Source organism: Streptomyces sp. NPDC088400 (assembly GCF_044753355.1).
Lineage (GTDB): Bacteria > Actinomycetota > Actinomycetes > Streptomycetales > Streptomycetaceae > Streptomyces.
The window spans coordinates 336,121-349,541 of sequence record NZ_JBIVMZ010000006.1 but is presented as its reverse complement, the minus strand read 5'-3'; the positions used below and the strand labels follow the sequence as shown (position 1 = coordinate 349,541).

The window sequence follows — 13,421 nt, the reverse complement described above, 5'->3', positions numbered from 1 at the left end:
CCGGACAGACGGCGAACCTCGCCCCCGTGCGCCTCCGGTGTCCGCGTCAGGCGTGACGTCAGGCGTGACAGGCCACCGGCACGCCGCCGTTCATCGCCGTCATGTCGCCGAAGACGGCGCCGACGTCCAGCGGTGAGCCTTCCGGCAGCCCGTCCAGCTCCGCGTACGCGCGGTGCAGGTTGGCCACCAGGCGCTCGCTCTCGCGCAGTTCGGCGAACTCCCCGAGATCGGCGCCGCGCGCGGCCTCCAGCGGGGAGAGCCCCTTGGCGTGGGTCGTCCGCGCCAACTCGGTGACGTAGAGCAGATAGCTCTCCGTCGCGTCGAACGCCGACGGGTCGGTGATCGGGCCGTGCCCGGGGACGACGACCGTCGCGTCCAGCGAGCGCAGCAGATCCAGTGCCCGCAGCGATCCGCGCAGGGAGCCCATGGGCACGAACGGCGTACCGCCCTGGAAGACCAGATCGCCGGTGAAGACGATGCCCTGCTCCGGCAGGTGCACGATCGAGTCGCCGATGGTGTGCGCCGGGCCGGGGTGGATGACCCGTATCTCGACCGCGCCCACATGGACGGTGAGACGGTCGTTGTACGTCACGGTCGGCGCGGTGATCGTGATGTCGCCGAAGTCGGTCTGCGGCCAGACCATATGGAGCTGATGACCGGCCGCGAACTGCTCGCTGCGGCAGGAGTCATGGCCGATCACGGTCGCCTCGGGCACGAACACGCCGTTGCCGTAGGTGTGATCGCCGTGATGGTGCGTGTTCACGATGGTGCGGGGGAGCGGGACGCCGGTCTCGACGAGCGCGTCGCGCAGCTGGTGGGTCCGGCGTTCGGTGGCGGTGGTGTCGACGAGGAGGGTCGACCCGCCGTCGCTGATGAACCCCGCGTTGTTCAGGCACCAGCCGCCGTCCGGCTGGACGTAGGCGTGCACTTCGGGGGTGAGGCGGACGGTGTACGGATCCGTGGCAGGCATCGGGGGTCCTTCGGGTCGGGCCTAACAGTCGGTCTGAGCATGCCAGTTGAGGATGCGCCGCCGGACGCGCGGGTTCGCCGCTTCTCCGGCACACTCACACCGACACGATCACACTGACACCATTACGGTCAGTGCGATCACGGTCACGCCATGACGATCGCACCATCACGGTCACACCATCACGGTCACCGCGATCACGGCGAGCAGCACGGTGCAGGCCGTGGCGGTGAGCGCCGCACGCTCCGTGAGGCGCTGCGGCCTGGCGGCCTCCAGCGTGAGTACGCGCCGGTGTGCCACGCCCAGAAAGCCCAGCCAGACCAGGGCGATCAGCGCGGTGCCGGTCAGACCGGTCGCCGTACCGCCGTTGTGGATCGCCTGCCGGGCCGCGAGCACCGCCGCGACCGTGCAGGCGAGTGTCGTACGGCGCCAGGCGAGCCGCGTCCGCTCGGGCTGAAGCCCCGGATCCCGTTCCGGATCCCGTCCGGACTCCGGCCCCGAACCGTCACCGCCACCGTCGCCGCCTCGGTCACCGTGACCGAGGCCCGCGCCCTCGGTCATCAGCCCGCCCGGCCCAGCACCACGATCACCAGCATCACCACGGCAACCACCCCCACCGCCAGACTCAGCAGCGTCGGGAACCGGGTCACGGGCAGATCCTCCTTGCGCCGCATCGCCCGCTCGCAGCGCACCCAGTGGTTGACCGCCCGCAGGGCGCACAGCGCGCCGGCCGCGAGCAACGCGGCCGCGAGCCCGACCCGTACTCCCCAGCGCAGGTCCGGCAGGAACTGGTCGACCGCGAAACCGCCGCCGACCAGCGCGAGCGCCGTACGGATCCAGGCCAGGAACGTGCGCTCGTTGGCGAGGGAGAAGCGGTAGTCGGGGGTCTCGCCCTCCTCGCCGATGCGCTGGGGCGAGAACCACAGCCGCATGCTCCGCGCAGAGCCCCGTACAAAGTCGATCACGCACCGCACCCTACGCGCGGCCGGTACGGAACGCTTTGAGCCGTTCGTACGCAGCGAGCCCGTCCGGAGCCCACTGCCAAGTCCCCAGCCGCCGCTCCAGCTCCTCCTCCGGGAGGAAGTCGTGCCAGGCGACCTCCTCCACCTGGGGGCTCACCGGCAGCGTGCAGCGGACCTCGTACACGTACGACCACGAGCGGTACGCGCCGTTTTCGGACGTGTACTGGAACGGGAACAGCGGTACGGGCCTCGGCAGCCCCGACACCCCCAGCTCCTCCTCGGCCTCCCGCAGCGCCGCTTCGTCGTAGCTCTCGCCCGCGCCGACGACACCGCCCACGAACATGTCGTACAGCGACGGGAAGACAAGTTTCACGGGGGTCCTGCGGTGGACGAAGACCCGGTCGTCCGCGTCCCGGGCCAGGACGAAGACACTGCGATGACGCAGGCCCTTGGCGTAGATCTCGCCGCGCGGGGCCTGCCCGGTGACGTGGTCGTTCTCGTCGACGATGTCCAGGATCTCGTCAGCAGTGCTCATATCGGCCATCCAATCAGTTGACTCGTTACTCGCGCGTACGGAAGATCGGACCACTCGCCCGGCCCTCCCCGAGGCCGCGAGAGCCCGAGCCCCGAGAGCCCAAGCCCCCGAGAGCCCGAGAATCTCCCCCGGACGCAATCCTCCGGACGGAATCTCCCCGCGAAGGATGGAAACCATGGCGTACGACGCTGATGTGATCGTGATCGGGGCCGGCCTCGCGGGCCTGGTCGCCACTGCCGAACTGGTCGACGCGGGCCGTTCCGTCATCGTCCTCGACCAGGAGCCGGAGCAGTCGGCAGGCGGGCAGGCGCACTGGTCCTTCGGCGGACTGTTCTTCGTGGACTCGCCCGAGCAGCGCCGGCTGCGGATCAAGGACAGCCACGCGCTGGCTCTCCAGGACTGGATGGGCACGGCGGCCTTCGACCGCCCCGAGGACCACTGGCCGCGCAAGTGGGCCGAGGCGTACGTCGACTTCGCGGCCGGCGAGAAGAGAAGCTGGCTGCACCGGCAGGGCATGCGGTTCTTCCCGGTGGTCGGCTGGGCGGAGCGCGGTGGGTACGACGCGAACGGACACGGCAATTCCGTGCCGCGCTTCCACATCACCTGGGGCACCGGGCCCGGTGTGGTCGAGCCGTTCGAGCGGCGGGTGCGCGAAGGCGTCGCCAAGGGCCGGGTGACCCTCAAATTCCGGCACCGTGTCACGGGTCTCGGCACCTCGGCGGGGGTCGTGGACACCGTGACCGGCGAGACCCTGGAGCCGAGCGGCGCGGCACGCGGCACCGCGAGCAGCCGTACGGTCACGGGGGCCTTCGAACTGAAGGCCCAGGCGGTGATCGTCACCTCGGGCGGTATCGGAGGCAATCACGATCTGGTCCGTGCCCAGTGGCCCGCGCGGCTCGGCACTCCGCCGCGCACGATGCTCTCCGGGGTGCCCGCGCACGTCGACGGCCTGATGATCGGCATCACGGAGGCGGTGGGTGCCCACCACATCAACCGGGACCGGATGTGGCACTACACCGAGGGCATCGAGAACTGGAACCCCATCTGGGGCAAGCACGGCATCCGCATCCTGCCCGGCCCGTCCTCGCTCTGGCTGGACGCGCGGGGCCGCCGGCTGCCCGTTCCGCTCTTCCCCGGTTTCGACACGCTCGGCACGCTGGAGCACATCATGCGCTCCGGCCACGAGTACACCTGGTTCGTCCTCGACCAGCGCATCATCGGCAAGGAGTTCGCGCTCTCCGGTTCCGAGCAGAACCCCGACCTGACCGGGAAGTCGGTCCGCGACGTCATCGGACGGGCGCGCGCCGACGTGCCGGGGCCGGTGAGGGCGTTCATGGACCAGGGCGTCGACTTCGTCGTCGAGAAGGACCTGAGCGCGCTCGTCCGCGGGATGAACGCACTCACCGACGAGCCGCTGATCGAGGAGGCCGCGCTGCACCGCGAAATCGCCGCGCGCGACCGGGAGATCGCCAACCCCTTCACCAAGGACCTCCAGGTCACAGCGATCCGGGGAGCGCGGAAGTACCTGGGCGACAAGTTGATCCGTACGGCTGCCCCGCACCGGATCCTCGACCCCGCGGCGGGGCCGCTGATCGCCGTACGGCTGAACATCCTGACCCGTAAGTCCCTCGGCGGCCTGGAGACCGACCTGTCCTCACGGGTACTGACCGAGGCGGGCGACCCGCTGCCCGGCGTCTACGCGGCGGGCGAGGCGGCCGGATTCGGCGGCGGCGGGGTCCACGGCTACCGCGCCCTGGAAGGCACGTTCCTGGGCGGCTGCATCTTCTCGGGGCGTACGGCGGGCAGGGCGGCGGCGAAGGCGGTCGGGTAACGGTCCGGCCGGGACCGAGGGGGCCGGGGCGACAACGGGTCAATCCCGGTACCCCGCCCGGTAGTTGGCCGCGCTTTGTCCCGAGAAGACCTTGACGTGAGGCCTTGCCTACCGATTTGCTGTCCGCGATCATCGCCCACATATGTGCCCTGGAGGAACCCGCGGATGTCCCCGCCTCCGCCGCCCCTGGGCCGCTCACGAAGACGGGGCCCGCGCTCCGGCCACTTCTTCGATCCGGCCCTCGGCGACGCCGAACTCGTCGTGGCGAGAGACCAGTTGGCCAAAGGGCGTTGGCCCGAGACGCGAAACCTGCTCGCCGGAACAGGCGACGACTGGGACCGGCGAGGCCACCGTACGGTCGTCCTCGCCCAGGCGGCCGGCGCCCTCGTCTGGGCCCGGGACTGGCTGCTCGCCGAACCCGAGAGCTCCGACGCCGCCACTCTCCTCGGCTGCGCCACCGTCATCGGCGCGCTGCGCGGCGAAGAACGTGAACAGCACGCGCGGGAAGCCTGCCGTGACGCGATCCGGCGGGCGCCCGCCGACCCCACACCCTGGCTCGCCCTGCTGCTCCTCGCCCGTACGCTCGGTACGGACGAAGAGACCGCGCGGCTCTTCGACGAGGTCAGGACCCGCCACCCGGACCATCACCACGCGCACCACCTGATGGCGGCGCGGCTCGCGGAACGGAAGTCCGACCCGAGCCAGTACCCGCTCCACGAGGTCTACGACTTCGCCGCCTGGGCCGCCGAACAGGCGCCCGTGGACTCACCGCTCGCGATCCTCCCCGTGGTGGCCCACGCCGAGCGCTACCGCGTCCTGGCCGCGTCCGGGCGCGAGCCCGCCGACCCGGCCGCCTCCGGCCACTGGACGGGCCGACGCGCCCGGCAGGTGCTCAGGGGCGCGTTCGACTGGTGGCTGGAGTGGGAGAGCGAGGAGCATCCGCGGCACCGCGTCGACCTCAACTTCCTGGCTCACGCCCAGTTCCACGACGGGCGGCTCGCCGAGGCGGGCGCGCTGTTCCTGCGTATCGGCCCGCACAGCACCAGGGCTCCCTGGTCGTACCCGGACCGGGAACCCCACGCCGCTTTCCGCGCCGCGCGTGACGCCGCGTTCGGCGCCGCTTGAACGGCGCCGCCTGAACAGCACCGCACGACTCGTACGCCCGCACCCCGCACTGCCCGGACTCTCCGCACCCCTCAACCGAAAGGACCCCCCTGTCATCATGCCAACGGGCAGACGGAGCAGTTCAAGAGCGAGCAGTTCAAGAGCGAGCAGCTCAAGAGCGAGCAGCTCAAGACCGGGCAGCTCAAGACCGGGCAGCTCAAGACCGGGCAACTCACGTACGAGTGCCTCGGCGACGAGCGGGGTCAGCACCTTCAAGGGGCAGGAGCGGGCGCTGCGCGCGGACCGTCTCGGCACGGCGGGCCTGCTGCTGTCCGTACTCGCCGCCGGCGCGCCCCTCCTGGCCGTCGCCGGAGTCATGCCGACCGCCTTCGCGGTGACGGGCGTCGTCGGCCGGCCGCTGCTCTTCGTCCTCGTGGGCGCCGTCCTGGTCCTCTTCAGCGTCGGGTACGCGGAGATGAGCCGCCATGTCCACAACGCCGGCGCCTTCTACGCGTACATCGCCCGCGGCCTCGGCCCGACCGCCGGAGTCGGCGCCTCACTCGTGGCCCTGGTCTCGTACAGCGCCCTGCAGATCGGTGTCTACGGCATCTTCGGGTTCCACGTCTCCGGACTCCTCGCCGCCTGCTTCGACACCGAACTCGCCTGGTGGATACCGGCGTTCGCCGCCGTCGTCGTCATCGGCGCGCTCGGCTCGCTGAAGACCGGACTGAACACCAAGGTGCTCGGCGTCCTGCTGGTCGTCGAGGTCGTCCTGGTGCTCACCTTCGACGTCGCCACCGTGGGCGACCCGGCCGGGGGCGGGCTCCCCTTACCCGCCTTCCACCCCGACACCCTGGCCGGCGCCGGTATCGGCGCCGCGCTGTGCTTCTGCGTCGCGGCCTTCACCGGCTTCGAGCAGGCACCGGTCTACGCCGAGGAGACCAGCCGCCCGCAGATCGTCGTCTCCCGCACCATGTTCCTCGCCGTGGGATCCGTCGCCGTCTTCCTCGCCCTCAGCTCCTGGGCGATGACCGTCGCCGCAGGCTCCTCCGGCCTCGTCGGCGCCGCCCGCGAGGACGGGCCGACGCTGCTCTTCACCCTCACCGAAGCCCGGCTCGGGACGGCCTTCACCGATGTCCTGCACGTCCTCTTCCTCACCAGCGTGTTCGCCGGGCTGCTCAGCCTCCACAACGTCGTCGCCCGCTACGCCTTCGCCCTGGGCCGCGAGCGGCTCCTGCCCGCGGCCTTCGGCCGTGCGAACGATTCCGCCGCCGCCCCGGCCACCGGCTCACTGCTCCAGAGCGTGGTCTCCGCCGCGGCCGTCCTCGCCTTCGCCCTGACCGACGACAAGCCGGCCGGCGACCCGACCGTGCCGGTACTGCGCCTCTTCACCTGGACGGTCAACGTCGGCGCGCTCGGCGTCACCGTGCTGATGGCCATGGCGTGCCTCGCCGTCATCGTCTTCTTCGTACGGCGCGGGGCGGCGCGCTCGCAGGCCCCGCGCCTGGTCGCCGCCGGGCTGGCGGGCCTCGCGCTGACGGGGATCGCCGTCTGGACCGTCAAGGACTTCGACGTCCTGGTCGGTACGGGCCCCGGCTCGCTCCTGAGCCGCCTCCTGCCCGGGATCATCGGCCTCGCACTGGCCGGCGGGACGCTGTACGGACTGGTGCTGCGCTTCGCCAGGCCCGAGGTGCACGCCCGCGTCGGACTCGGCAACGAGGCCTTCCAGCTGGAGAAGGCGGCCGAGTCCGAGAAGGCGGCCGAGCCCGAGAGAGGGTCCGAGAGAGCGGCCTAGAAGGCGGCTGAGGCGGAGAAAGCGGCCGAGGCACAGAAAGCCGGAGCCCGCTGACCGGGCCCTGACCCGAATCCGACGAAAGTCTGACGGATTCCCGAGGTCGCTGGATTCCGCGGGCCGCGGGTGTTCTCCTCGGTGAGTGAATCCTCAACAGAGTGAGCCCGAGGGCCCGCCCGTAGGGCGGCGCCTGGTGCTCTCCATGCTCGGCCTGGGCGCCGCGGGACTTGTCACGGCGCCCTATCTCCAGCGCGGTCTCGAAGCGTTCCTGGGCTCGGTCGCCGACAAGGACCCGACCGGCCTGACCGGACTGCTGCCCAACGGCGGCGGCTTCCGCTACTACTCGGTCGCGGCCTCCGTACCCCGTAAAGGACCGGACACCTACCGGCTGACGGTCGACGGCCTGGTCGACCGGCCCGGCACGTACACCCTCGACGCACTGCGGAAGCTGCCGCGCACCCGGATCGTCCGCGACGTGCAGTGCGTGACCGGCTGGCGCGTCCCGCACACGCCCTTCGAAGGCGTACGGCTCTCCCGGCTCCTCGACGCGGCCGGGGTACGGCCCGGCGCCAAGGCGGTCCGCTTCACCTGCTTCGACGGCATGTACAGCGAGAGCCTCACGCTCCAGCAGGCCCGCCGCGCCGATGTGATGGTCGCCCTCACCATGCAGGGCAAGCCGATCGGGCACGCGCACGGCGGCCCGGTCCGGCTCTATGTGGCGCCGATGTACTTCTACAAGTCGGCGAAATGGCTCTCCGGGATCTCCGTCACCTCCGACGTCAGGCCCGGCTACTGGGAGGAGCGCGGCTATGACGTCGACGCCTGGGTCGGCCGGTCCAACGGCCGCGACGACACCCCCACCGTCTGAGCCCGGCACCGCCGGACCCGGTGCGTCCGCGGGACGGGCCCGGAGACGCTTCAGCCGCGCCGAGCGGTGGGTGCACCGCACCACCGGCGCCCTGATGCTGCTGTGCGTGGCGACCGCGGCCTGTCTGTACCTGCCCCCGCTCGCCGAACTCGTCGGCCGCCGCTATCTCGTCGTCACCGTCCACGAGTGGTCCGGGCTGCTGCTGCCGGTGCCCGTCCTGCTCGGCCTCGGCTCCCGCGCGTTCCGTGCCGATCTGCGCCGGCTGAACCGGTTCGCGCCGTACGACAAGGAGTGGCTGCGGGCGGTACGGCGGCGCGATGCCCGCCCCGGCTCCCGGCCGGCCGGGAAGTTCAACGCGGGGCAGAAGCTCTACGCGGCCTGGATCGCGGGCGCCGTGCTGGTGATGCTGGGGACCGGACTGCTCATGTGGTTCACGGGACTCGCCCCGGTCCGGTGGCGTACGAGCGCCACCTTTGTCCATGACTGGCTGGCCCTGGCCATCGGCGTGGTGCTCGCTGGGCACATCGGGATGGCCTACGGGGACCCGCAGGCGCGGCGCGGTATGCGCACCGGCTCGGTGGAACGCGGATGGGCGGAGCGGGAACACCCGCACTGGAAAGAGGAGTGACCCGCCCCGCCCTTATCAAGAGCCAAGAGCCAACAGAGCCTACGCGTCTACAACACCAGCGAGAGCAGCAGCACGAAGCCGAGGCCGACCACCGAGATGATGGTCTCCATCACCGACCAGGTCTTCAGCGTCTGGCCGACGCTCATCCCGAAGTACTCCTTCACCAGCCAGAATCCCGCGTCGTTCACATGGCTGAAGAAGACCGAGCCCGCTCCGATCGCCAGCACCAGCAGCGCGGCGTGCGCCGTCGACATGTCCGCCGCGAGCGGCGCCGCGAGGCCGGCCGCCGAGATCGTCGCCACGGTCGCCGAACCGGTGGCCAGCCGGATCGCGACCGCGATCAGCCAGGCCAGCAGCAGAGCCGGGATCGACCAGTCCTTGGAGATGTCCAGGATCATCTGGCCCACCCCGGAGTCGACCAGCGTCTGCTTGAAGCCGCCGCCCGCTCCGACGATCATCAGCACGCCCGCGATCGGGGCGAGCGACTTCTCGACCGTCGAGGAGAGCCGGTCCTTGGCGAATCCGGCCGCGCGCCCCAGCGTGAACAGGCCCACCAGTACGGCGGCGAGCAGCGCGATCAGCGGGGAGCCGACGACGTCCGCGACCCGCTGGACGGTGTTCGTGGGATCGTCCACGACGATGTCCACGAGCGCCTTGCCCAGCATCATGACGACCGGCAGCAGCACGGTGGCGACGGTCGCGCCGAAGCTCGGACGCTTCTTCAGATCGTCCGAGGTGCGCTGCGGCACCATCGTCTCGGGCGCCGGGATGTCCACCCAGCGGGCGGCGTACTTGGAGAAGAGCGGCCCCGCGATGATCACGGTCGGGATGGCGACCACGACACCCAGCGCCAGTGTGACGCCGAGGTTGGCGCCGACGGAGTCGATCGCGACCAGCGGCCCGGGGTGCGGCGGGATCAGGCCGTGCATCACGGAGAGCCCGGCCAGCGCCGGAACGCCGATCCGCATCAGCGAGTAGTTGCCGCGCTTGGCGACCAGCAGCACGACCGGGATCAGCAGCACGATGCCGACCTCGAAGAAGAGCGGCAGCCCGATGACCGAGGCGATGAGGACCATCGCCCAGGGCATGGCACGCCCGCTCGCCTTGGCGAGGATCGTGTCGACGATCTGGTCGGCGCCGCCGGAGTCGGCCAGCAGCTTGCCGAGGATCGCGCCGAGCGCGATCAGTACCCCCACGCCCGCGACCGTGGAGCCGAGACCGGCGGTGAAACTGGTGATCACCTTGTCCAGCGGGGCGCCCGCGAAGGCGCCCAGCGCCAGCGAGCCGATGGTCAACGCCAGGAAGGCGTGCAGTTTGAAGGTGGTGATGAGGAGAACGATGACGGCTATACCGGCGAGGACGGCTATGCCCAACTGCGCGTTGCCCGCCGAGGTGATCGGCTCGACGGCATCCGCTGCCAGCGTCTCGACGCTGAGACTGCTCACGGGACTTCCTTTACTTGCTTCAGCTGTCGAACCGGCGCAGCGCGGCGACGGCCCGTTCGGCGATGTCCTCGGGGGAACCGGACACATCCACGGCGACGCCCGCCTCGTCGGCCCCCAGCTCCTCCAGGGCGGCGAACTGGGAGTCGAGCAGCGCGGTGGGCATGAAGTGCCCCTGGCGCTCCGACATCCGCCGCTCGATGAGCGGCCGGTCGCCGCTGAGGTGGAGGAAGAGCGCGTCGGGGGCGGCCGCCCGCAGCCGGTCGCGGTAGGAGCGCTTGAGCGCGGAACTGCTGACCACGCCACCGAGCCCCGCCCGGCCGTGTGCCCAGACGCCGATCGCGTCCAGCCAGGGCCACCGGTCCGCGTCCTGCAGCGGAGTGCCGGCGGACATCTTGGCGATGTTCTCCGGCGGGTGGAAATCGTCGCCCTCGGCGTACGGAACGCCCAGTGCGGCGGCGAGCAGGGGGCCGACCGTGGTCTTGCCGGTGCCTGCCACGCCCATCACCACGACGACGTGGGGGGTGCTCATTGGTGCCTCGCTGTCTTCCTCGACATCGGTCCGTGTCTTCTCGACATCTGTCTGCGGACATCGGTCCGCGGACATGGGTCCGTCGCGTAACTGAAACGCATTAGGTACGACGTATTCAAGAGGGTGTGATGTAAACGTAGTACTTTATTGCGGTGCCATGGCGCCGTAGGCTTGCGCCATGACCACAGAAGGCCGGGGCTTGCATACCCGTGTGCTGGACGCTCTCGGCCTCGCCATCACCGCGGGTGAGTACCCCGCGGGCAGTGTGGTGCGCACCGACGAGGTGGCCCAGCGCTTCGATGTCTCGCGCACCGTCGTCCGCGAGGTCGTCCGGGTCCTCGAATCGATGCATCTCGTGGCGTCCCGGCGCCGGGTGGGCGTGACCGTACGCCCCACCGAGGAGTGGAACGTCTACGATCCGCAGGTCATCCGCTGGCGCCTGGCCGGCGCCGACCGGCCCCGCCAGCTGCGCTCACTGACCGTGCTGCGCTCGGCGGTCGAACCGGTCGCGGCGGGACTCGCCGCCCGGCACGCCACGCCCGAGCAGTGCGCCGCCCTGACCGAGCGGGCGCTCGGGATGGTCGCCACCTCGCGAGGCCGGCGGCTGGAGGAGTACCTGGTCCATGACGTCGCCTTCCACCGGGTGGTGCTGAACGCGTCGGGCAACGAGATGTTCGCCCGGCTCGGCGATGTGGTCGCGGAGGTCCTCACCGGCCGCACGCACCACCAGGTGATGTTCGACGACCCGGACCCGGCCGCCGTGACCCTGCATGTGGGGGTCGCCGAGGCCGTCCGCGAGGGCGACGCGGCCCGCGCGGAGGAACTCACCCGGGAGATCGCGGTCGGCGCCCTCCAGGAACTGGACGTACTGGCCCCCTGACCGGCCGCTCCTTCGTCTTCTTCGCCCGTCTCCCGGCGAGCGCCGATGCGTCAGCACACCGCTCCGCGCGGGATAGTGGGGGAAGAACGAATCGTTCGGGTGTTTCGAAGGTCTTGAGCGTTCCGCGTGCGAGGAAAGGCAGGTCCAGGCATGGCGCAGCAGGTGCAAGGGGTCATCGCCCCCGGCAAGAACGAGCCGGTACGGGTGGAGACCGTCGTCGTACCCGACCCGGGCCCCGGCGAGGCCGTGGTGAAGGTGCGGACGTGCGGCGTCTGCCACACCGATCTGCACTACAAGCAGGGCGGGATCAACGACGACTTCCCCTTCCTCCTCGGCCACGAGGCCGCGGGCGTGGTGGAGTCGGTGGGCGACGGTGTCACGGAGGTCGCCCCCGGCGACTTCGTCGTCCTCAACTGGCGTGCGGTGTGCGGGACCTGCCGTGCCTGTCTGCGCGGCCGCCCCCAGTACTGCTTCGACACGCACAACGCCCGCCAGAAGATGACACTGACCGACGGCACGGAGCTCTCCCCGGCGCTCGGCATCGGTGCCTTCGCCGAGAAGACCCTGGTCGCGGCCGGTCAGTGCACCAAGGTCGACCCGAGTGTCTCGCCGGCCGTGGCGGGACTGCTCGGCTGCGGCGTGATGGCGGGCATCGGCGCCGCGATCAACACCGGCCAGGTCGGCCGCGGTGACTCCGTCGCCGTCATCGGCTGCGGTGGCGTCGGTGACGCGGCGATCGTCGGCGCGCGTCTCGCGGGCGCGGCCCGGATCATCGCCGTGGACATCGACGACCGCAAGCTGGAGACGGCGAAGTCGATGGGCGCCACCCACACCGTCAACTCCCGCTCCGCCGACGCCGTCGAGGCGATCCGCGAGCTGACCGGAGGCTTCGGCGCGGACGTCGTCATCGAGGCGGTGGGCCGCCCGGAGACGTACAAGCAGGCCTTCTACGCCCGTGACCTGGCCGGGACCGTCGTCCTGGTCGGCGTCCCCACCCCCGAGATGAAGCTCGAACTGCCGCTGCTCGACGTCTTCGGCCGGGGTGGTTCGCTCAAGTCCTCGTGGTACGGCGACTGTCTGCCGTCCCGTGACTTCCCGATGCTCGTCGACCTCCACCAGCAGGGCCGTATCGACCTCGGTGCCTTCGTCACCGAGACCGTCGGCCTCGGCGATGTGGAGAAGGCCTTCGCCCGGATGCACGACGGCGACGTCCTGCGCTCGGTGGTGGTGCTGTGATGACCGCCCGTATCGACCATCTGGTCACCTCCGGCACCTTCTCGCTCGACGGCGGCACCTGGGAGGTCGACAACAACGTCTGGATCGTCGGTGACGACTCCGAGGCGATCGTCATCGACGCCGCCCACGACCCGGCGGCCATCGAGGCCGTACTGAACGGCCGTACGGTGCGCGCCATCGTCTGCACGCACGCCCACGACGACCACATCGACGCGGCCCCGGCCCTCGCCGCCGCCACCGGCGCGCCCGTCCTGCTGCACCCGGACGACCTGCCGCTGTGGAAGCAGACCTTCCCCGGGCACGTCCCGGACGAGGACCTGACCGACGGCGACACCCTCACCGTCGCCGGCATCACGCTCACCGTGCTCCACACGCCGGGGCACGCGCCGGGCGCGGTGTGTCTGTACGCCCCCGAGCTGTCGACGGTCTTCACCGGCGACACGCTCTTCCAGGGCGGCCCCGGCGCCACCGGCCGGTCGTTCTCGGACTTCCCCACGATCATCGACTCGATCCGCGACCGGCTGCTCGGCCTGCCGCCGGAGACGGTGGTCCGTACGGGACACGGCGACTCGACCACGATCGGCGCGGAGGCACCGCGACTGGAGGAGTGGATTCAGCGCGGCCACTGAGAGGCGGCCACTGAG

Annotated in this window: 14 protein-coding genes; 8 read left to right on the top strand and 6 right to left on the bottom strand. The window is 70.9% G+C overall.

All coding sequences use genetic code 11. From position 1 onward, the window contains the following. Positions 1-58: 58 nt before the first annotated feature. The 4 genes from ACIQD6_RS18025 to ACIQD6_RS18010 all read right to left on the bottom strand — a co-directional run bounded on the left by ACIQD6_RS18025 (position 59) and on the right by ACIQD6_RS18010 (position 2,464). Positions 59-970, bottom strand: a complete 912-nt coding sequence (locus ACIQD6_RS18025; protein WP_401883588.1) for an MBL fold metallo-hydrolase — start codon at positions 968-970, stop codon at positions 59-61. A gap of 171 nt (positions 971-1,141) precedes the next feature. Beyond that, complete coding sequence (locus ACIQD6_RS18020; RefSeq protein WP_401883586.1) at positions 1,142-1,528, bottom strand: DUF202 domain-containing protein; 387 nt, start codon at positions 1,526-1,528, stop codon at positions 1,142-1,144. Beyond that, the gene (locus tag ACIQD6_RS18015; protein ID WP_401883804.1) at positions 1,528-1,899 is read right to left on the bottom strand and encodes a YidH family protein; all 372 of its coding nucleotides are present in this window, start codon (positions 1,897-1,899) and stop codon (positions 1,528-1,530) included. The genes ACIQD6_RS18020 and ACIQD6_RS18015 overlap by 1 nt, the downstream gene beginning before the upstream one ends. Before the next feature lie 43 nt (positions 1,900-1,942). Further along, positions 1,943-2,464 (bottom strand): NUDIX domain-containing protein, encoded by a 522-nt coding sequence (locus ACIQD6_RS18010; protein ID WP_401883584.1) that lies wholly within the window; start codon positions 2,462-2,464, stop codon positions 1,943-1,945. A gap of 175 nt (positions 2,465-2,639) precedes the next feature. Between ACIQD6_RS18010 and ACIQD6_RS18005 the strand changes: the two genes are divergently transcribed. From ACIQD6_RS18005 to ACIQD6_RS17985, 5 genes are all read left to right on the top strand, one after another. Further along, positions 2,640-4,295 carry an FAD-binding dehydrogenase gene (locus ACIQD6_RS18005; protein ID WP_401883582.1) on the top strand — a complete coding sequence of 552 codons (1,656 nt, stop codon included), beginning with the start codon at positions 2,640-2,642 and terminating at the stop codon, positions 4,293-4,295. 165 nt (positions 4,296-4,460) lie between these two features. Continuing rightward, positions 4,461-5,420: a hypothetical protein gene (locus ACIQD6_RS18000; RefSeq protein WP_401883581.1), complete on the top strand. Its 960-nt coding sequence runs from the start codon at positions 4,461-4,463 to the stop codon at positions 5,418-5,420. Positions 5,421-5,517: 97 nt separating this feature from the next. Then, positions 5,518-7,194, top strand: a complete 1,677-nt coding sequence (locus tag ACIQD6_RS17995) for an APC family permease (protein WP_401883579.1) — start codon at positions 5,518-5,520, stop codon at positions 7,192-7,194. A 199-nt stretch (positions 7,195-7,393) separates the two neighbouring features. Then, positions 7,394-8,059 (top strand): molybdopterin-dependent oxidoreductase, encoded by a 666-nt coding sequence (locus ACIQD6_RS17990; RefSeq protein ID WP_401883802.1) that lies wholly within the window; start codon positions 7,394-7,396, stop codon positions 8,057-8,059. Then, on the top strand, positions 8,001-8,687 hold the full coding sequence (locus ACIQD6_RS17985; protein WP_401883577.1) for a cytochrome b/b6 domain-containing protein: 687 nt from the start codon (positions 8,001-8,003) through the stop codon (positions 8,685-8,687). The genes ACIQD6_RS17990 and ACIQD6_RS17985 overlap by 59 nt, the downstream gene beginning before the upstream one ends. A 47-nt stretch (positions 8,688-8,734) precedes the next feature. Here ACIQD6_RS17985 and ACIQD6_RS17980 read toward each other — a convergent pair whose 3' ends face one another. After that, positions 8,735-10,132: a gluconate:H+ symporter gene (locus ACIQD6_RS17980; protein ID WP_401883576.1), complete on the bottom strand. Its 1,398-nt coding sequence runs from the start codon at positions 10,130-10,132 to the stop codon at positions 8,735-8,737. 19 nt (positions 10,133-10,151) lie between these two features. Continuing rightward, positions 10,152-10,661 carry a gluconokinase gene (locus tag ACIQD6_RS17975; RefSeq protein WP_401883574.1) on the bottom strand — a complete coding sequence of 170 codons (510 nt, stop codon included), beginning with the start codon at positions 10,659-10,661 and terminating at the stop codon, positions 10,152-10,154. Positions 10,662-10,839: 178 nt separating this feature from the next. Between ACIQD6_RS17975 and ACIQD6_RS17970 the strand changes: the two genes are divergently transcribed. From ACIQD6_RS17970 to ACIQD6_RS17960, 3 genes are all read left to right on the top strand, one after another. Next, the gene (locus ACIQD6_RS17970; protein WP_401883573.1) at positions 10,840-11,541 is read left to right on the top strand and encodes a FadR/GntR family transcriptional regulator; all 702 of its coding nucleotides are present in this window, start codon (positions 10,840-10,842) and stop codon (positions 11,539-11,541) included. 150 nt (positions 11,542-11,691) lie between these two features. Next, positions 11,692-12,777, top strand: coding sequence for an S-(hydroxymethyl)mycothiol dehydrogenase (locus tag ACIQD6_RS17965; RefSeq protein ID WP_401883571.1), 1,086 nt, complete (start codon positions 11,692-11,694; stop codon positions 12,775-12,777). After that, positions 12,777-13,406: an MBL fold metallo-hydrolase gene (locus ACIQD6_RS17960; protein WP_401883569.1), complete on the top strand. Its 630-nt coding sequence runs from the start codon at positions 12,777-12,779 to the stop codon at positions 13,404-13,406. Before ACIQD6_RS17965 ends, ACIQD6_RS17960 begins: the two co-directional genes overlap by 1 nt. Positions 13,407-13,421 lie beyond the last annotated feature (15 nt).